The sequence below is a fragment of the Pseudomonas sp. M2 genome (assembly GCF_015751845.1).
Classification (GTDB): Bacteria; Pseudomonadota; Gammaproteobacteria; order Pseudomonadales; family Pseudomonadaceae; genus Aquipseudomonas; species Aquipseudomonas putida_E.
Genome location: NZ_JADOUD010000001.1, coordinates 4,369,127 through 4,388,477 on the forward strand (window position 1 = coordinate 4,369,127; position 19,351 = coordinate 4,388,477).

The window sequence follows — 19,351 nt, forward strand, 5'->3', positions numbered from 1 at the left end:
TACATGAAAAATGCCTGTAGGAGCGGCCTTGCGTCGCGAAAGGGCTGCGCAGCGGCCCCCAAATCGCCGCCCCAGCATAGATTGCCGGGGCTGCTGCGCAGCCCTTTCGCGACGCAAGGCCGCTCCTACCGAGGGTTCAGCGCCGCCTTCAGGAAGGTGTGCGCATCATATCGTACAGTTCGTTGAGCAACTTGCGCCGGCTGAACACCAGCTGCCAGCGATGCCCGCCCAGCTGGCGCCACAGGCGTGCGGCGCGGATGCCTGCCAGCAGCAGGGCGCGGATCTTCGACGCGTTGCTGGCCTGCTGCAGGAAACGCATGTCGCCATGCACCTGAATGCGCTGGCGCAGTGTGCTCAAGGTGTCCTGATACAAGGCGCCGCTGGAGGCGATGACGTTTTCGTGAACCAGGCCGAAATGGTCGGCCTGTGACTGGATTTGCGGCAGGCGGTTGCCGATGGTGTCGAGCAGGTCGCCACGCTTGTTCAGCTGGCGTTCCAGCCCGAGCATCGACAGCGCATAACGCAGCGGTTCGCGCTGTAGGCTGCTGGGGTCGCGTTCCAGGGCGCCGACCAGGGCGCGGTAACCGTCGCGCAGGTTGAGGTCGTCGCCACCGAATACCTCCAGGGTGTCCTTGGGGTCGCGCACCAGCAGGCTGCCCAGCATGCAGCCGATATCGGCCTCGCTGGCCTGGCCGGTGCGGGCGATGCGGTCGACCAGCACGGCGGCCTGAAACACCCCACCCAGGGCAATCAATTGCTCCTGCAGTTTGTTCATGCGCGCGGGCTCCACGGCTCGGCCGTCTCGATCACGCCGCCGCCCAGGCACACCTCGCCGTCGTAGAACACTACCGACTGGCCAGGGGTAACGGCGCGCTGCGGCTCGTCGAACACAGCGCGGTAGCCGCTTTCGGTCAGCTCCAGGGTGCAGCGCTGGTCGCTCTGACGGTAGCGCACCTTGGCAGTGAGCGTACGCGGGCTGCTGAGGTCGATCGGGTTGACCCAGAAGATCTCCGAGGCGAGCAGGGCGCGGGAGAACAACCAAGGGTGTTCGTTGCCCTGGCCGACCACCAGCACATTGCGGGTCAGGTCTTTGTGCAGCACGTACCACGGCTCGTCGCCGGCGTCTTTCAAGCCCCCGATGCCCAAGCCCTGGCGCTGGCCGATGGTGTGGTACATCAGGCCGTGATGGCGGCCGATGACTTCGCCGTCGGTGGTCTGTATCTCACCTGGCTGGGCCGGCAGGTACTGCTTGAGGAAGTCGCTGAAGCGGCGCTCACCGATGAAGCAGATACCGGTGGAGTCCTTCTTCTTGGCAGTGGCCAGGCCGTGCTTTTCGGCGATGGCGCGAACCTCGGGCTTTTCCAGTTCGCCGACCGGGAACAGGGTGCGGGCGATTTCCTTGCCGCCGACGGCATGCAGGAAGTAGCTCTGGTCCTTGTTCGGGTCCAGGCCCTTGAGCAGTTCGGTGATTGCGCCGGTGTCGCGGCGGCGCACGTAATGGCCAGTGGCGATCAGGTCTGCACCCAGCGACAGTGCGTAGTCGAGAAACGCCTTGAACTTGATTTCGCGGTTGCAGAGGATGTCCGGGTTGGGTGTACGGCCGGCCTTGTACTCTTCTAGGAAGTGCTCGAAAACGTTGTCCCAGTATTCGGCAGCGAAGTTGGCGGTGTGCAGCTTGATGCCGATGCGGTCGCACACGGCCTGGGCGTCTGCCAGATCTTCACGGGCAGTGCAGTATTCGGTGCCGTCGTCCTCTTCCCAGTTCTTCATGAACAGACCTTCCACCTGGTAGCCCTGCTCCATGAGCAGAAGGGCGGAGACGGAAGAGTCCACGCCGCCGGACATGCCGACGATGACGCGGGTCTTGGCGGGGTCTTTGAGTGCTGGGCTGGTCATGGCTACCGATGTGTATCAAGGGGGAAAAGCGCCGAGTCTACCAAACCCGAGGCTGCGCGTCAGTCGCGCAGCAAATCAAGGCTATGCAGCGGGCCTGCAAGGTAGTCATCCAGGCAGCGTGGTACCAGCTCGCTGCGCCAGCGGTCGGGGGCAGCCAACAGTTCCTCGCGGGTGAGCCAGACGGCACGGACGATGTCGCTGTCCAGCGCAAGGTCGGCGTGGTGGTGCACGGGGCGTGCGGCAAAGCAGATGCGCTGGTAGGTCACGCCGTTGCTGGGTGCGGTGTACAGGTAGATGCCGACCACGCCGGTAAGCTCGACTTCCCAGGCGGTTTCCTCCAGGGTTTCGCGCAGGGCGGCCTGGGGCAGTGTTTCGTTTGGCTCCAGGTGGCCGGCGGGCTGGTTGAACACGTGCTGGCCGGCTTTGAACTCTTCGACGAAGAGAAATTTGCCTGCGTGCTCGACGATGGTGGCGACGGTGATGTGGGGTTGCCAGGACATGGGCATTTCCTATGGTTGGCGCGGGCCGCTCCTACACAGCTGGCGCGTCTGTGCTTCAGAAAGCACAAACCCCGGTGCGTGGCCGGGGTTTGTGCTGTTACCTCAAGCGAGCCTTACAGGGCGGCAATGGCGCTGTTCAGGGTCTGGCTTGGGCGCATCACCTTGGCGGTCAGCTCGGCATCCGGAGCGTAGTAGCCACCGATGTCGGCCGGCTTGCCCTGCACGGCGTTGAGCTCGGCGACGATGGTCGCTTCGTTCTCGGCCAGGGTTTTTGCCAGTGGTGCGAAGCGCGCCTGCAGGGCGGCGTCGTCAGTCTGGGCGGCCAGCGCTTCTGCCCAGTACAGGGTCAGGTAGAAGTGGCTGCCACGGTTGTCGATACCACCGACTTTGCGCGAAGGCGACTTGTTGGTGTCGAGGAACTTGCCGGTGGCCTGGTCCAGGGTGTTGGCCAGGACCTTGGCGCGCGGGTTGTCGTAGGTGTTGCCCAGGTGCTCCAGGGAAGCGGCCAGGGCCAGGAATTCACCCAGCGAGTCCCAACGCAGGAAGTTTTCTTCAACCAACTGCTGCACGTGCTTGGGTGCCGAACCGCCAGCGCCGGTTTCGAACAGGCCGCCGCCGTTCATCAGCGGCACGATCGACAGCATCTTGGCGCTGGTGCCCAGCTCCATGATCGGGAACAGGTCGGTCAGGTAGTCGCGCAGCACGTTGCCGGTCACCGAGATGGTGTCCTTGCCTTCGCGGATGCGGGCGAGCGAGAACTTGATGGCGTCGACCGGCGCCAGAACGCGGATGTCCAAGCCTGCAGTGTCGTGATCCTTCAGGTACTTCTGCACCTTCTCGATCATCACGCCGTCGTGGGCGCGGGCTGGGTCCAGCCAGAACACCGCCGGGGTGTCGCTCAGGCGGGCGCGGTTGACGGCCAGCTTGACCCAGTCCTGGATCGGCGCGTCTTTGGTCTGGCACATGCGGAAGATGTCACCGGCTTCGACGTTCTGCTCCAGAACGACCTTGCCCTTGCCATCGACCACGCGCACGACGCCGTCAGCCTTGACCTGGAAGGTCTTGTCGTGGGAGCCGTACTCTTCGGCCTTCTGTGCCATCAGGCCGACGTTCGGTACGCTGCCCATGGTGGTCGGGTCGAACGCGCCGTTGGCCTTGCAGTCTTCGATGGTGGCCTGGTAGATGCCGGCGTAGCAGCGGTCCGGGATGATCGCCTTGGCATCCTGCAGCTCGCCAGCGGTGTTCCACATCTTGCCCGAGTCACGGATCATGGCCGGCATCGAGGCGTCGACGATCACGTCGCTCGGCACGTGCAGGTTGGTGATGCCTTTGTCGGAGTTGACCATGGCCAGGGCCGGGCGCTCGGCGTACAGGGCCTGGATGTCGGCTTCGATCTCGGCCTGCTTGTCGGCTGGCAGATCCTTGATGCGGGCATACAGGTCACCGATGCCGTTGTTGGCATTGAAGCCCACTTCGGCCAGCGCGGCAGCGTGCTTGGCCAGCACTTCGCCGTAGAAGGCTTCGACGATGACGCCGAACATGATCGGGTCCGAAACCTTCATCATGGTGGCTTTCAGGTGCACCGACAGCAGCACGCCGGAGGCCTTGGCATCGGCGATCTGCTCGGCGATGAAGGCTTTCAGTGCCTTGCGGCTCATGGTTGCGCAGTCGATGATTTCGGCGGCTTTGACGGCGGTCTTTTCTTTCAGCACGGTGGTGCTGCCGTCTTTGGCGACCAGCTCGATGCGCAGGCTGTCGTCAGCCTCGATCAGTGCGGCCTTTTCGCTGCCGTAGAAGTCGCCTTGGGTCATGTGGGCAACGTGCGACTTGGAGTCGGCGGCCCAGGCACCCATCTTGTGCGGGTGCTTGCGCGCGTAGTTCTTGACCGACAGGGGTGCGCGGCGATCGGAGTTGCCTTCGCGCAGTACCGGGTTCACGGCGCTGCCCTTGATGCGGTCGTAGCGCGCGCGGGATTCTTTTTCTTCCGCGGTGGCCGGCTCGTCGGCGTAGTCCGGGATATTGAAGCCCTTGCCTTGCAGTTCCTTGATCGCGGCCTTGAGCTGCGGTACCGAGGCGCTGATGTTCGGCAGCTTGATGATGTTGGCTTCAGGTGTGGTAGCCAGTTGGCCCAGTTCCGCCAGGTGATCGCCTACCTGCTTCTCGGTGCCCAGTTGCTCCGGGAATGCCGCGAGGATGCGGCCAGCCAGGGAAATGTCGCGAGTTTCGACGGCGATGTCAGCCGAAGCGGTGAAAGCTTCGACGATCGGCAGCAGCGAGTAGGTGGCGAGGGCGGGGGCTTCGTCGGTGAAGGTATAGATGATCTTGGAACGGGTGGGCATGCGGGTTAACTCTCTATGTGCTGAGCGTACTCGAGTCTCGAGGTGCGCAGGGTAGGCGCTTCGCCCTGGCGACGCCATGAGCGGAAAGTCGAGAGGCTGCGAGCGGTGATGGTGGATGCATCAGTCGAGCGTCAAGTGCTGAACTGCGGTAACAGCTCAGGCTTTTTGGCCAGTTACTGGCCGAGGGCGAGCCGCATTTTCCTGGGATTCGCCCCGATGACCCTTCGGTCGCGGCGCAGTATATCAAACCAATCGGGCTATTCAGCAAGGCGAAGTGACATCGGCGCCATTTATAAGACCAAAGACGTAGCGGCAATGTGGCGTGATGTCGCAGCGCTTGCAGGTCGGCAGATGTGGTTTAGGCTCAGTGGGATCGCATGATGTCCAATCACACCCGAAAGCGGAGTAGTGCAAGCATGGGATACCAGAAAATCAAGGTTCCGACCGACGGCGCCAAGATCACCGTCAATGCAGACCATTCGCTCAACGTGCCCGACAACCCCATCATTCCCTATATCGAAGGCGACGGCATTGGCGTCGATGTCTCACCGGTGATGATCAAGGTGGTGGACGCTGCCGTGCAGAAGGCCTACGGCGGCAAGCGCAAGATCGCCTGGATGGAGGTGTACGCCGGGGAAAAGGCTACCCAGGTCTATGACCAGGACACCTGGCTGCCGCAGGAGACCCTGGACGCGGTGCGCGACTATGTCGTATCGATCAAGGGGCCGCTGACCACTCCGGTCGGCGGGGGCATCCGTTCGTTGAATGTGGCGCTGCGCCAGCAACTTGACCTCTATGTGTGCCTGCGGCCGGTGCTGTGGTTCGAGGGCGTGCCTAGCCCGGTCAAGAAGCCCGGCGATGTCGACATGGTGATTTTCCGCGAGAATTCCGAGGACATCTACGCCGGTATCGAATGGAAAGCCGGCTCGCCCGAAGCGAACAAGGTCATCAAGTTCCTCAAGGAGGAAATGGGCGTCACCAAGATCCGTTTCGACCAGGACTGCGGCATCGGCGTCAAGCCGGTTTCCCGCGAGGGCACCAAGCGCCTGGTGCGCAAGGCCCTGCAATACGTGGTGGACAACGACCGTGAGTCGCTGACCCTGGTGCACAAGGGCAACATCATGAAGTTCACCGAAGGTGCCTTCAAGGACTGGGGTTACGAGGTGGCCAAGGATGAGTTTGGCGCCGAGCTGCTCGATGGTGGCCCTTGGATGAAGTTCAAGAACCCCAAGACCGGCCGCGAGGTCATCGTCAAGGACGCCATTGCCGACGCCATGCTTCAGCAGATCCTGCTGCGCCCGGCCGAGTATGACGTGATTGCCACCCTCAACCTCAACGGCGACTACCTGTCCGATGCACTGGCGGCGGAAGTGGGTGGGATCGGTATCGCGCCAGGCGCCAACCTGTCCGACACCGTGGCCATGTTCGAGGCCACCCACGGCACTGCGCCCAAGTATGCCGGCCAGGACAAGGTCAACCCGGGCTCGGTGATCCTCTCTGCAGAGATGATGCTGCGCCACATGGGCTGGACCGAGGCGGCCGACCTGATCATCAAAGGCACCAATGGCGCGATCGGGGCCAAGACGGTTACCTACGACTTCGAGCGGCTGATGGAAGGCGCGAAGCTGGTGGGTAGTTCAGGCTTCGGCGACGAAATGATCAAGCATATGTGAAACAATTGAAAACCGGCCGCCCCTGTTAAGTGGGGCGGCCGGTTTTTTCGTATGCCGACGCAAAGCAGGGATCAGGCTTCAGCGGTCGATGATTGCGAGGCTCCTGTTGAGGTGCTGGCAACAGCGTTGGCGATCTCGGTCGCATGCAGGCCCTTGGGGCCCTGCACGATCTCGAAAGTCACGGCTTGTCCGGCCTTCAGGGTTTTGTAACCGTCCATCTTGATCGCCGAATAATGGGCGAACAGATCGTCGGTTTTGCCGTCTTCATTGATGAATCCGTAGCCCTTGGCATTGTTGAACCACTTGACTTTACCGCTTGCCATCCCTATGTCCCTCTGCAAAGGACTCCATCACTGGAGTATCATCCACTTCATCCGCATACGAACCTTGCGAAAAATCTGGTTGACTGCGCGGATCTTTATCGACCACGGTGGGTTCTTATTGGTTGTAACACCGTTTTGCCGATAGTCAAGGTCGCCCCGTCTTCGCGCGGGCTGCGGCTTGAGCGGTCAACTCACAACCTTAACCTGTCGATCATGATGAAATTCTTTCCATGCATGCACGTAGCGAGATTCGACTAACATTCAATCAGGATCGCCCGCAATCGAATGAGGACGACGGCTCAGGGCTTGCGGTACAGGAAGCCAAGCCGATCCTGCAGGCGCCACCGATGTACAAGGTGGTTTTGTTCAACGATGACTACACGCCGATGGATTTCGTCGTCGAAGTGCTCGAAACGTTCTTCAGTCTGAACCGCGAGCTGGCGACCAAGATCATGCTGACCGTCCATACCGAAGGGCGGGCAGTGTGCGGATTGTTTACCCGGGACATCGCCGAAACAAAGGCCATGCAGGTCAACCAATACGCCAGGGAAAGCCAGCATCCGCTACTCTGTGAAATCGAGAAGGACGGTTAATCGCCGACCACTTGGGTATGAGGTGAAGCTATGTTAAACCGCGAGCTCGAAGTCACCCTCAATCTTGCCTTCAAGGAGGCTCGTTCGAAGCGTCATGAGTTCATGACAGTCGAGCATCTGCTGCTGGCACTCCTTGACAATGAGGCTGCTGCGACCGTTCTGCGCGCCTGTGGCGCCAATCTCGACAAACTCAAGCATGACCTGCAAGAGTTCATCGATTCCACCACTCCCCTGATTCCCGTCAACGACGAGGATCGCGAAACCCAGCCGACCCTGGGCTTCCAGCGTGTGCTCCAGCGTGCCGTGTTCCACGTGCAAAGCTCTGGCAAGCGCGAAGTCACCGGTGCCAATGTGCTGGTGGCGATTTTCAGCGAACAGGAAAGCCAGGCCGTGTTCCTGCTCAAGCAGCAGAGCGTGGCCCGTATCGACGTGGTCAACTACATTGCCCACGGCATTTCCAAGGTGCCGGGCCACGGCTCGCACAGCGACAGCGACCCGGAAATGCAGGACGAGGAGGGCGGCGAGACGTCGTCCTCGAGTAACCCGCTGGATGCTTACGCCAGCAACCTGAATGAACTGGCCCGCGCTGGGCGGATCGACCCGCTGGTAGGGCGCGAGCAGGAAGTCGAGCGCGTGGCGCAGATCCTTGCCCGTCGGCGCAAGAACAACCCGCTGTTGGTCGGTGAGGCTGGTGTGGGCAAAACTGCCATCGCCGAAGGCCTGGCCAAACGCATCGTCGATGGCCAGGTGCCCGACCTGCTGTCGCAGAGCGTGGTGTATTCCCTCGACCTTGGCGCACTGCTGGCGGGTACCAAGTACCGCGGCGACTTCGAGAAGCGCTTCAAGGCGTTGCTCGGTGAGCTGCGCAAACGCCCACAGGCCATCCTGTTCATTGACGAAATCCACACCATCATTGGTGCCGGTGCTGCGTCGGGCGGCGTGATGGACGCGTCCAACCTGCTCAAGCCGCTGCTGTCTTCCGGCGAGATTCGCTGCATTGGTTCGACGACCTTCCAGGAGTTTCGCGGCATCTTCGAGAAGGACCGTGCCTTGGCGCGGCGCTTTCAGAAGGTGGATGTCAGCGAGCCGTCCGTCGAGGACACTGTGGGCATTCTGCGCGGCCTCAAGGGGCGCTTTGAAAGCCATCACAACATCGAGTACAGCGATGAAGCCCTGCGCGCCGCCGCTGAGCTGGCATCACGCTACATCAATGACCGCCACATGCCGGACAAGGCCATCGACGTGATCGACGAGGCCGGTGCGTATCAGCGCCTGCAGCCTGAGGCGAATCGGGTCAAGCGTATCGATGTGCCGCAAGTCGAGGATATCGTGGCCAAGATCGCGCGGATTCCGCCGAAGCACGTCACCAGCTCCGACAAGGAGCTGCTGCGTAACCTGGAGCGTGACCTGAAACTGACCGTGTTCGGTCAGGACCAGGCGATCGATTCGCTGGCTACGGCAATCAAGCTGTCCCGTGCAGGCCTCAAGGCACCGGACAAGCCGGTCGGCTCGTTCCTGTTCGCCGGCCCTACCGGGGTGGGCAAGACCGAAGCGGCACGCCAGTTGGCCAAGGCACTGGGCGTTGAGCTGGTGCGCTTCGACATGTCCGAGTACATGGAGCGGCACACTGTGTCACGCCTGATCGGCGCTCCTCCCGGGTATGTGGGGTTCGACCAGGGTGGCCTGCTGACCGAGGCGATCACCAAGCAGCCGCATTGCGTGCTGCTGCTCGATGAAATCGAGAAGGCGCACCCCGAAGTCTTCAACTTGCTGCTGCAGGTGATGGACCACGGTACGCTTACCGACAACAACGGGCGCAAAGCGGACTTCCGCAACGTGATCCTGATCATGACCACCAATGCCGGCGCTGAAACTGCGGCACGCGCTTCCATCGGTTTCACCCATCAGGACCATGCGTCCGATGCGATGGAAGTCATTCGCAAGAGCTTCACGCCGGAGTTCCGCAACCGTCTGGACACAATCATCCAGTTCGGCCGCCTGAGTCACGAGACGATCAAGAGCATCGTCGACAAGTTCCTCATCGAGCTTCAGGCGCAGCTGGAAGACAAGCGTGTGCTGCTCGAAGTCAGCGATGCCGCCCGCGGCTGGCTGGCGGCTTCTGGCTACGACGTGCAGATGGGTGCGCGGCCGATGGCGCGGCTTATCCAGGACAAGATCAAGCGGCCGCTGGCCGAGGAGATCCTGTTTGGCGAGCTGGCCGAGCATGGCGGTGTGGTGCACATCGACCTGCGCGATGGCGAGTTGGTGTTCGACTTCGAGACTACGGCAGAAGTAGCGTGACGCAAGGGGCCGCTTTGCGGCCCCAAGCAATTTTAGGGTACAAAAAAGCCCGGCACATGGCCGGGCTTTTTCATGGCTGGAGCTTAGCGCGCACGGTAGGTGATGCGGCCCTTGCTCAGGTCATAAGGCGTCAGCTCGACGCGGACCTTGTCGCCAGTGAGAATACGGATGTAGTTCTTGCGCATCTTTCCGGAGATGTGCGCGGTTACGACGTGCCCGTTTTCCAACTCCACGCGGAACATGGTGTTGGGCAGGGTGTCGACGACAGTACCTTCCATTTCGAAGCTGTCTTCTTTCGACATGCAGTTGAGCCCTCGGTGTCCAGTGTTGGCCCGACGCATAACCGCACCGGGCAAAAAAGTGGCGTGGATTATGCCGGAAAATAGTGTGTCAAGCCAATGCTTTCAGTTGAGGGTGACCCAACGCTGGTTGATCAGCAGTTCGATCGGGCGATACTGGGTCTTGTAGTTCATCTTCTTGCAGTTCTTGATCCAGTAGCCGAGGTATACCGCTTCGAGGTCCTGGCGCAGGGCTTCGGTGATTTGCCAAAGGATGGCAAAGCGCCCCAGGCTGCGCCGTTCTTCGTCGGGCTCGTAGAACGTGTACACCGCTGACAGCCCGTTGGGCAGCAGGTCGCACACCGCCACCGCCAGCAGGCGGCCTGCCAGGCGGAATTCGTAGAACCAGCAGAACGGCAAGTCGCGCACCAGAAAGGTGGAAAACTGATCGCGGCTTGGCGGGTACATGTCGCCATCGGCATGGCGGGTTTCGATGTAGCGCCGGTACAGGTCGAAATATTCTTCCTTGAACGCCGGCCGGGCAGCCGTCACGGTGAGGTCGGCATTGCGCTTGAGGATGCGCCGCTGCTGGCGGTTGGGGATGAAGCGTGCGGCCGGAATGCGGGCTGGAACGCAGGCATTGCAGTTCTGGCAATGTGGGCGGTACAGGTGGTCGCCACTGCGCCGAAAGCCCATCTCCGAAAGGTCGGCATACACATGCACGTCCATCGGCTGGCTGGGGTCGAGGAACAGGGTGGTCGCCTGCTCGTTCGGCAGATAGCTGCAGGAGTGGGGCTGAGTGGCATAGAACTTCAACCGCGCCAACTCTGTCATGGTCGACCCCTTCGGTGAGACTTTGCTTTAAGTGTAAGCCAGCTCTCGGAACTCGCCTAGCTGCGCCAGCTGGCACTGTTGGGCTGGTCGAGGTGGTGGGCCAGGTAATCGGCGAAGCTGGCGCGGCTGATGGCGCGGGCGCCCAGGCTATGCAGGTGTTCGGTCGGCATCTGGCAGTCGATCAGCACAAAGCCCGCCTCTTGCAGGTGCTTGACCAGGGTCACGAAGCCGACCTTGGAAGCATTGTCGGCGCGGCTGAACATCGACTCGCCGAAAAACAACCGCCCCATGGCCAGGCCGTACAGGCCGCCCACCAGTTCGCCGTTGTGGCGCACCTCCACCGAATGGGCGATACCGCGCCGGTGCAGCTCGCAGTAGGCGTTGCGCATGGTGTCGGTGATCCAGGTGCCATCCGCGTAGTCACGCGGTGCCGCGCAGGCGTCGATCACGGCGGGGAAGTCGCTGTCGAAGCTGACCTGATAGCGCCCCTGGCGCAACAGCTTGGCCAGCGAGCGCGAGACATGCAGCTCGTCCGGGAACAGAACGGTGCGAGGGTCGGGCGACCACCAGAGGATGGGTTGGCCGTCCTGGTACCACGGGAAGCAGCCATGGCGATAGGCCTGCACCAGGCGCTCGGGGCTGAGGTCGCCACCAGCGGCGAGCAAGCCGTTAGGATCCTGCAGGGCCTTTTCCAGGGGTGGGAAGGTCAGCGAGTCGCGAGTCAGCCAGGTGAGCATGGTCTATCGTGCGGTGGGGGAGGGGAGGGGCAGCATGGCAAGGAGGGCGCTTTGGGTCAATGCTGGCCCATGTGGGGCCAGGCCTGCCTGCGTGTGCGTTCAGTCAGGCGATATGGTCGGCAATTTCCTACACAATCGTGAGGTTGCAGGCACCATCTGGCACATTTGCTGTCACACCTGTGCAAAAACACAGCATAAGCCTTTGTCACAAAAGAAAATGCATGCTCAAATTGCACCTATACGAAAGTCGCCCCCACCCAAACGCCATAGGGCGTGCCGCCATGGCGGCCGGCGGGCAGTAATGTTAAAAGTAGTGGTTCATTGGCCCGTTATCGGCCAATCACTACTGGACGCGCAGCACGCGCAGGAATAGACGCGTTTTGAAGAAATCCACCGCAACTCCAGCTCCTCTGCCTGTGCCCCTGTGGCGGCAGCAGCTGCATTACCGCCTCAAGGAAGGTGCGTTGATCGCTGTCGGCGCCCTGTGCCTGTACTTGTGGATGGCGCTGCTGACCTACGATACCTCCGACCCAGGCTTCAGCCACACCAGCAACGTCGACCAGGTGCAGAACGCTGCCGGGCGTGCCGGTGCGTACTTCGCCGACATCATGTTCATGGTGCTGGGCTACTTCGCCTACATCTTCCCTTTACTGCTGGCCATCAAAACCTGGCAGATCTTCCGCGAGCGCCATCAACCCTGGCAGTGGAGCGGCTGGTTGTTCTCCTGGCGCCTCATCGGCCTGGTGTTCCTGGTGCTGTCGGGTGCCGCTCTGGCGCATATCCATTTCCACCCCCCGGCGAGCCTGCCGTTCTCCGCCGGTGGTGCCTTGGGCGAAAGCCTCGGCGACCTGGCGCGCAACCTGCTCAACGTGCAGGGCAGCACGCTGATGTTCATCGCCCTGTTCCTGTTCGGCCTGACCGTGTTCACCGACCTCTCGTGGTTCAAGGTGATGGACATGACCGGCAAGATCACCCTCGACCTGTTCGAGCTCGTGCAAGGCGCGGCCAATCGCTGGTGGGAGGCGCGCAACGAGCGCAAACGCCTGGAGGCGCAGCTGCGCGAGGTGGACGAACCAAGGTTCGACGCGGCGCCGGCGGCTGCCGAGAAACGCGAACCGGCCAAGGCGCAACTGCGCGAGCGCATCGGTGAGCGCGATGAGCCGCCCGCGCGCCCTGTCGTAGCCCAGCGCGAACCCATTGCCCCGCGCGAGACTGTTGTCCCTCGTGAACCCTCGATTGCCCCTGTGATCATGCCGCCGGCAGCGCCGGCCAAGGCAGTGGAGCCGAGCAAGCGGGTGATGAAGGAAAAGCAGGCGCCGCTGTTCGTCGACAGCGCCGTGGAAGGTACCTTGCCGTCCATCTCCATCCTCGACCCGGCCGAGCAGAAGAAGATCGAGTATTCGCCAGAATCACTGGCCGGCGTCGGTCAGTTGCTGGAAATCAAACTCAAGGAATTCGGCGTCGAAGTCTCGGTGGACTCCATCCACCCGGGCCCGGTCATTACCCGCTACGAAATCCAGCCTGCGGCCGGGGTCAAGGTCAGCCGCATCGCCAACCTGGCCAAGGACCTTGCACGGTCGCTGGCCGTGACCAGTGTGCGGGTGGTCGAGGTCATCCCCGGCAAGACCACCGTGGGTATCGAGATCCCCAACGAAAACCGGCAAATGGTGCGCTTCTCCGAGGTGCTGTCGACGCCGCAGTACGACGAGCAGAAGTCGCCCGTCACCCTGGCCCTGGGTCATGACATCGGCGGCAAGCCGGTCATCACCGACCTGGCCAAGATGCCACACCTGCTGGTGGCCGGTACCACCGGCTCCGGTAAGTCGGTGGGTGTGAACGCGATGATCCTGTCGATCCTGTTCAAGTCCGGCCCTGAAGACGCGCGCCTGATCATGATCGACCCAAAGATGCTCGAGCTGTCGATCTACGAAGGCATCCCGCACCTGCTGTGCCCGGTGGTCACCGACATGAAGGACGCCGCCAACGCGCTGCGCTGGAGCGTGGCCGAGATGGAACGGCGTTACAAACTGATGGCGGCCATGGGCGTGCGTAACCTGGCCGGCTTCAACCGCAAGATCAAGGATGCCCAGGAGGCTGGCGAGATCATCCACGATCCGCTGTTCCGCCGCGAGAGCATGGAAGACGAGCCGCCGGCCCTGAAGACCCTGCCGACCATTGTGGTGGTGGTCGACGAATTCGCCGACATGATGATGATCGTCGGCAAGAAGGTCGAAGAGCTGATCGCCCGTATCGCCCAGAAGGCGCGGGCCGCCGGTATTCACCTGATCCTCGCCACCCAGCGCCCATCGGTGGACGTGATCACTGGCCTGATCAAGGCCAACATCCCGACCCGCATGGCGTTCCAGGTGTCGAGCAAGATCGACTCGCGCACCATCATCGACCAAGGTGGCGCCGAGCAGTTGCTCGGCCACGGTGACATGCTCTACATGCCGCCAGGTACCAGCCTGCCGATCCGGGTACACGGCGCATTCGTCTCCGACGATGAAGTGCACCGCGTGGTGGAAGCCTGGAAGCTGCGTGGCGCCCCGGACTACAACGACGACATCCTCAACGGCGTCGAGGAGGCCGGCAGCGGCTTCGAAGGCGGTGGTGGCGGTGGCGGCGACGAGGATTCGGAAAGCGACGCGCTGTATGATGAGGCGGTGCAATTCGTCCTCGAAAGCCGTCGGGCGTCGATTTCGGCCGTGCAGCGCAAGCTCAAGATCGGCTACAACCGCGCTGCGCGCATGATCGAGGCGATGGAAATGGCCGGCGTGGTCACCCCCATGAACAGCAACGGCTCGCGGGAAGTGATTGCCCCGGGCGGCCCGCGCGACTGATGAACACCTTGCCGGGCGCCGACGGTGGCGCCCGGCTTCTTCAATGCTCAATGAGGATTAACATGCGCGCGATTCGCATGCTGTTGGTTTCTGCCCTGACCCTGGGTTCGCTATCGGCCACACTGTCGGCTCACGCTGGTGAGCAGGACGTGCAGCGCCTGACCCAGTTGCTGGAAAAGTCGCAGACCATCGAGGCCAATTTCTCCCAACTGACCCTGGATGCCGGCGGCACCAGCCTGCAGGAGACAACCGGCAAGATGACGGTCAAGCGCCCGGGCCTGTTCTACTGGCACACCGATGCACCCCAGGAGCAGGTGGTGGTGTCCGACGGCAAGAACGTCACCCTGTGGGACCCTGACCTGGAGCAGGCCACCATCAAGAAGCTCGATGTGCGCCTGAACCAGACCCCGGCGCTGCTGCTGTCCGGTGATGTGTCGAAGATCAGCCAGAGCTTCGACATCACCTCCAAGGAGCAGGGCGAAGTGATGGACTTCACCCTCAAGCCAACGACCAAGGACACCCTGTTCGATTCGCTGCGCGTGTCGTTCCGCCGTGGCCTGATCAACGACATGCAGCTGATCGACAGCGTCGGCCAGCGCACCAACATCCTGTTCAATGGCGTCAAGGCCAACCAGGCGGTGCCGGACAGCACCTTCAAGTTCGACATCCCGAAAGGCGCGGACGTCATCAAGGAGTAAGCAGAGCGCACCATGGACCTGTTTCGAAGCGAACCCGTTGCCCAGCCCCTGGCTGCCAGGCTACGCCCGTCCAACCTGGACGAGTATGTCGGCCAGGAGCACCTGCTGGCGCGTGGCAAACCGCTGCGTGAGGCGCTGGAGCAGGGTGCGCTGCACTCGATGATCTTCTGGGGGCCGCCGGGCGTGGGCAAGACCACGCTCGCACGGCTTCTGGCACAGTTTTGCGATGCGCACTTCGAGACGGTTTCTGCGGTACTGGCGGGGGTCAAGGAAATCCGCCAGGCCGTCGAGGTGGCCAAGCAGCAGGCCGGCCAGTATGGCCGCCGGACCATCCTGTTCGTCGATGAGGTGCACCGCTTCAACAAGTCCCAGCAGGATGCCTTCCTGCCCTTTGTCGAAGACGGCACGCTGATCTTCATCGGCGCCACCACCGAGAACCCGTCCTTCGAACTGAACAATGCTTTGCTCTCGCGGGCGCGGGTGTATGTGCTCAAGAGCCTGGACGAGCCTGCCTTGCGCAAGCTGGTCGACCGCGCACTCAACGAAGAACGCGGCCTGGGCAAGCGCAACCTGAGCGTGGGCGACGACGCCTTCAAGATGCTCATGGCCGCCGCCGATGGCGATGGCCGGCGCATGCTCAACTTCCTCGAAAACGCCTCGGACCTGGCCGAAGATGGCGGCGAGATTGGCGTAGACCTGCTGCAGAGCTTGCTCGGTGACAGCCGCCGGCGCTTTGACAAAGGCGGCGAGGCCTTCTACGACCAGATTTCCGCCCTGCACAAGTCAGTGCGCGGCTCCAACCCGGACGCCGCGCTGTACTGGTTCGCGCGCATGCTCGATGGCGGCTGCGACCCGCTGTACATTGCCCGCCGCGTGGTGCGCATGGCCAGCGAGGACATCGGCAACGCCGACCCGCGGGCCCTGAGCCTGTGCCTGGCGGCCTGGGACGTGCAGGAGCGTCTGGGCAGCCCTGAGGGCGAGCTGGCGGTGGCTCAGGCCATTACCTATATTGCCTGCGCGCCAAAGAGCAACGCCGTGTACATGGGCTTCAAGACTGCCCTGCGCGAAGCCGCCGAGCACGGCTCGCTGGAGGTGCCCCTGCACCTGCGCAACGCCCCGACCAAGCTGATGAAGCAGCTCGGCTACGGCGAGGAGTACCGCTATGCCCACGACGAGCCCGATGCCTATGCTGCGGGTGAAGATTACTTCCCCGATCAGCTCGAGCCACGCCAGTATTATCAGCCCGTGCCCCGAGGGCTCGAGCTGAAGATCGGCGAGAAACTGCGTCACTTGGCCGACCTTGATCGCAGCAGCCCGCGTCAACGGAGAAAGCCGTGAGCGCTCTGTTCCATGGGCTGTTCCTGCGCTTTGGCCTTATCGTCGGCTTCATCGGTGGGCTGACGACGTTTTCCTCTTTTTCGCTCGATACCGTGCGCCTGATGGAAAGTGGGCAAGCGCCCCTGGCCGTGGGCTATACCGGTATTAGCGTGATGGGCGGGCTACTGGCCACCTGGGCCGGCCTGTCCCTGACCCGACTCTGAACCAACCTACACACATAACGAGAGAACGACATGCTCGATTCCAAACTGTTACGCGGCCAACTTCAGGAAGTGGCGGACCGCCTCGCCTCCCGTGGCTTCAGCCTGGATGTCGCGCGCATCGAATCGCTGGAAGAGCGCCGCAAGGCGGTGCAGACCCGCACCGAGCAGCTGCAGGCCGAGCGTAACGCCCGCTCCAAATCGATCGGCCAGGCCAAGGCCAAGGGCGAGGACATCGCGCCGCTGATGGCTGACGTCGAACGCATGGCCAATGAGCTGGCCGCTGGCAAGGTCGAGCTGGACGGCATCCAGGCCGAACTGGATGGCATTGTCCTGACCATCCCCAACCTGCCGGACGCTAGCGTGCCGGTCGGTGCCAGTGAGGACGACAACGTCGAAGTGCGCCGTTGGGGCACGCCGAGGGCATTCGATTTTGAAATCAAGGACCACGTCGCCTTGGGCGAGATCAGCGGTGGCCTGGACTTCGAAGCAGCTGCCAAGCTGTCGGGCGCCCGCTTTGCCGTGCTGCGCGGCCCGATTGCCCGCCTGCACCGTGCCTTGGCGCAGTTCATGATCAACCTGCACACCGGTGAGCATGGCTACGAAGAACACTACACCCCCTACCTGGTCCAGGCTCCGGCCTTGCAGGGCACCGGCCAGCTGCCGAAATTCGAGGAGGACCTGTTCAAGATCACCCGCGAAGGCGAAGCCGACTTCTACCTGATCCCGACCGCTGAAGTGTCGCTGACCAACCTGGTGGCCGGCGAGATCATCGACGCCAAGCAGCTGCCGCTCAAGCTGGTCGCCCACACCCCGTGCTTCCGCAGTGAGGCTGGCGCTTCGGGCCGTGACACGCGCGGCATGATCCGCCAGCACCAGTTCGACAAGGTCGAGATGGTCCAGGTGGTCGAGCCGTCCAAGTCCATGGAAGCCCTGGAAGGCCTCACCGCCAACGCCGAGCGCGTGTTGCAGCTGCTGGAGCTGCCCTACCGCGTACTGGCCCTATGCACCGGTGACATGGGCTTCGGCGCCGTGAAGACCTACGACCTGGAAGTGTGGGTGCCAAGCCAGGACAAGTACCGCGAGATCAGCTCCTGCTCCAACTGTGGTGACTTCCAGGCGCGCCGCATGCAGGCCCGCTGGCGCAACCCGGAAACCGGCAAGCCGGAGCTGGTGCACACCCTCAATGGCTCGGGCCTGGCCGTAGGCCGTACCCTGGTCGCTGTGCTGGAAAACTACCAGCAGGCCGATGGCTCCATCCGTGTGCCGGAAGTGCTCAAGCCCTACATGGGCGGTGTCGAGGTCATCCGCTAAATGGATTACCTGCCGCTGTTCCACAAGCTGCAGGGCGGCCGCGTGCTGGTCGTCGGCGGCGGCGAGATCGCCTTGCGCAAGGCGCGCCTGCTAGCCGATGCTGGCGCCGCGCTGCGGGTGGTGGCGCCCGAGGTCGACGGCCAACTGGCTGCGCTGGCCCGTGAAGGTGGCGGTGAGGTCCTGGTGCGTGGTTATCAGGCGGCCGACCTGGTCGGCTGCCGCCTGGTGATCGCAGCCACCGACGACCCCGGGCTCAATGCCCAGGTGTCGGCGGATGCGCAGGCGCTTTGCGTGCCGGTCAACGTGGTGGATGCACCGGCCCTGTGCACGGTGATCTTCCCGGCCATTGTCGACCGCTCGCCCCTGGTGGTTGCGGTATCCAGCGGCGGTGACGCCCCGGTGCTGGCGCGCCTGATTCGCGCCAAGCTGGAAACCTGGATCCCGTCCACTTATGGCGAACTGGCCGCCTTGGCGGCGCGCTTCCGGCACAAGGTCAAGGCGCTGTACCCGGATGTCAATCAGCGGCGCGGCTTCTGGGAGACCGTGTTCCAGGGCCCGATCGCCGAGCGTCAGCTGGCCGGGCAGGGTGCCGAGGCCGAGCGGCTGTTGCAGGCCATGGTCGACGGTGCGCCGGTGCAGCAGGGTGGTGAGGTGTATCTGGTGGGGGCGGGGCCGGGTGATCCGGACTTGCTCACCTTCCGTGCCTTGCGCCTGATGCAGCAGGCCGATGTGGTGTTGTATGACCGCCTGGTGGCGCCGGCAATCATTGAAATGTGCCGCCGCGATGCCGAACGCATCTACGTCGGCAAACGCCGCGCCGAGCATGCCGTGCCGCAGGACCAGATCAACCGGCTGCTGGTCGACCTGGCCCGCGAGGGTAAGCGCGTGTTGCGCCTGAAGGGAGGCGACCCGTTCATTTTCGGCCGTGGTGGCGAAGAGATCGAAGAACTCGCCGAGCATGGCATCCCGTTCCAGGTGGTGCCCGGTATTACCGCAGCCAGTGGTTGCTCTGCCTACGGCGGCATTCCGCTGACCCACCGCGATTATGCCCAGTCGGTGCGTTTCGTGACCGGCCACCTCAAGGACGGTACCAGCAACCTGCCTTGGAATGACCTGGTGGCGCCGAACCAGACCTTGGTGTTCTACATGGGCCTGGTAGGGTTGCCGACCATTTGCGCCGAGCTGATTCGCCATGGGCGTGCATCGAGCACGCCGGCGGCGTTGGTGCAGCAGGGGACTACGCGCAATCAGCGGGTGTTCACTGGCACCTTGGCCGACCTGCCAGCACTGGTGGCCGAGCATGAAGTGCATGCGCCGACCCTGGTGATTGTCGGGGAAGTGGTGCAGTTGCGCGAAAAGCTGGCCTGGTTCGAAGGTTCGCAGCAAGACCAGTAATAGCGGGGCCGCTTTGCGGCCCATCGCCGGCAAGCCGGCTCCCACATGTACTGCGCAGCTCACCACCCTGTGTGAGCCGGCTTGCCGGCGAT

16 protein-coding genes and 1 pseudogene are annotated in these 19,351 nt (G+C 62.8%); 9 read left to right on the top strand and 8 right to left on the bottom strand.

What is annotated here, in order from left to right:
- Positions 1 to 148 precede the first annotated feature (148 nt).
- The 4 genes from hflD to IWW33_RS20215 form a co-directional block, all read right to left on the bottom strand.
- Entirely contained in the window at positions 149 to 775 is a 627-nt protein-coding gene (hflD, locus tag IWW33_RS20200) for a high frequency lysogenization protein HflD (protein ID WP_012315257.1), read from the bottom strand.
- The gene (mnmA, locus tag IWW33_RS20205) at positions 772 to 1,896 is read right to left on the bottom strand and encodes a tRNA 2-thiouridine(34) synthase MnmA (protein ID WP_115274332.1); all 1,125 of its coding nucleotides are present in this window, start codon (positions 1,894 to 1,896) and stop codon (positions 772 to 774) included. The genes hflD and mnmA overlap by 4 nt, the downstream gene beginning before the upstream one ends.
- 59 nt (positions 1,897 to 1,955) lie before the next feature.
- Positions 1,956 to 2,396 carry an NUDIX hydrolase gene (locus IWW33_RS20210; RefSeq protein WP_046788268.1) on the bottom strand — a complete coding sequence of 147 codons (441 nt, stop codon included), beginning with the start codon at positions 2,394 to 2,396 and terminating at the stop codon, positions 1,956 to 1,958.
- A gap of 113 nt (positions 2,397 to 2,509) precedes the next feature.
- Positions 2,510 to 4,735, bottom strand: coding sequence for an NADP-dependent isocitrate dehydrogenase (locus IWW33_RS20215; protein ID WP_115274333.1), 2,226 nt, complete (start codon positions 4,733 to 4,735; stop codon positions 2,510 to 2,512).
- Between the two features lie 416 nt (positions 4,736 to 5,151).
- Between IWW33_RS20215 and icd the strand changes: the two genes are divergently transcribed.
- A complete protein-coding gene (icd, locus tag IWW33_RS20220; protein ID WP_012315253.1) occupies positions 5,152 to 6,408 on the top strand; it encodes an NADP-dependent isocitrate dehydrogenase in 1,257 nt (418 codons plus the stop codon).
- Positions 6,409 to 6,479: 71 nt separating this feature from the next.
- Here the strand turns inward: icd and cspD are convergent, their stop codons facing one another.
- Entirely contained in the window at positions 6,480 to 6,731 is a 252-nt protein-coding gene (gene cspD, locus IWW33_RS20225) for a cold shock domain-containing protein CspD (protein ID WP_046788266.1), read from the bottom strand.
- Between the two features lie 230 nt (positions 6,732 to 6,961).
- On the opposite strand from cspD, the gene clpS reads away from it, so the two are divergent.
- Both clpS and clpA read left to right on the top strand, forming a co-directional pair.
- On the top strand, positions 6,962 to 7,324 hold the full coding sequence (gene clpS / locus IWW33_RS20230; protein WP_012315251.1) for an ATP-dependent Clp protease adapter ClpS: 363 nt from the start codon (positions 6,962 to 6,964) through the stop codon (positions 7,322 to 7,324).
- Between the two features lie 30 nt (positions 7,325 to 7,354).
- On the top strand, positions 7,355 to 9,625 hold the full coding sequence (gene clpA / locus IWW33_RS20235; protein ID WP_046788265.1) for an ATP-dependent Clp protease ATP-binding subunit ClpA: 2,271 nt from the start codon (positions 7,355 to 7,357) through the stop codon (positions 9,623 to 9,625).
- Between the two features lie 83 nt (positions 9,626 to 9,708).
- Here clpA and infA read toward each other — a convergent pair whose 3' ends face one another.
- The 3 genes from infA to aat form a co-directional block, all read right to left on the bottom strand.
- On the bottom strand, positions 9,709 to 9,927 hold the full coding sequence (gene infA, locus IWW33_RS20240; RefSeq protein ID WP_002553999.1) for a translation initiation factor IF-1: 219 nt from the start codon (positions 9,925 to 9,927) through the stop codon (positions 9,709 to 9,711).
- A 102-nt stretch (positions 9,928 to 10,029) separates the two neighbouring features.
- Positions 10,030 to 10,737, bottom strand: coding sequence for an arginyltransferase (locus IWW33_RS20245; protein WP_046788264.1), 708 nt, complete (start codon positions 10,735 to 10,737; stop codon positions 10,030 to 10,032).
- Positions 10,738 to 10,793: 56 nt separating this feature from the next.
- The gene (aat, locus tag IWW33_RS20250) at positions 10,794 to 11,474 is read right to left on the bottom strand and encodes a leucyl/phenylalanyl-tRNA--protein transferase (RefSeq protein WP_125923910.1); all 681 of its coding nucleotides are present in this window, start codon (positions 11,472 to 11,474) and stop codon (positions 10,794 to 10,796) included.
- 380 nt (positions 11,475 to 11,854) lie between these two features.
- Here aat and IWW33_RS20255 point away from each other — a divergent pair, with 380 nt between their 5' ends.
- The 6 genes and pseudogenes from IWW33_RS20255 (at position 11,855) to cysG (ending at position 19,259) form a co-directional block, all read left to right on the top strand.
- Positions 11,855 to 14,314 carry a DNA translocase FtsK gene (locus IWW33_RS20255; RefSeq protein WP_174142243.1) on the top strand — a complete coding sequence of 820 codons (2,460 nt, stop codon included), beginning with the start codon at positions 11,855 to 11,857 and terminating at the stop codon, positions 14,312 to 14,314.
- A gap of 62 nt (positions 14,315 to 14,376) precedes the next feature.
- Complete coding sequence (lolA, locus tag IWW33_RS20260) at positions 14,377 to 15,012, top strand: outer membrane lipoprotein chaperone LolA (RefSeq protein ID WP_012315247.1); 636 nt, start codon at positions 14,377 to 14,379, stop codon at positions 15,010 to 15,012.
- A 12-nt stretch (positions 15,013 to 15,024) separates the two neighbouring features.
- On the top strand, positions 15,025 to 16,350 hold the full coding sequence (locus IWW33_RS20265; RefSeq protein WP_115274336.1) for a replication-associated recombination protein A: 1,326 nt from the start codon (positions 15,025 to 15,027) through the stop codon (positions 16,348 to 16,350).
- Between the two features lie 32 nt (positions 16,351 to 16,382).
- Positions 16,383 to 16,553 (top strand): annotated as a pseudogene (locus IWW33_RS20270) (CrcB family protein); the annotation flags it as partial.
- A 30-nt stretch (positions 16,554 to 16,583) separates the two neighbouring features.
- A complete protein-coding gene (gene serS / locus IWW33_RS20275; protein WP_046788260.1) occupies positions 16,584 to 17,864 on the top strand; it encodes a serine--tRNA ligase in 1,281 nt (426 codons plus the stop codon).
- Positions 17,865 to 19,259 (top strand): siroheme synthase CysG, encoded by a 1,395-nt coding sequence (gene cysG / locus IWW33_RS20280; RefSeq protein ID WP_115274337.1) that lies wholly within the window; start codon positions 17,865 to 17,867, stop codon positions 19,257 to 19,259. It abuts the gene before it with no gap.
- Positions 19,260 to 19,351 lie beyond the last annotated feature (92 nt).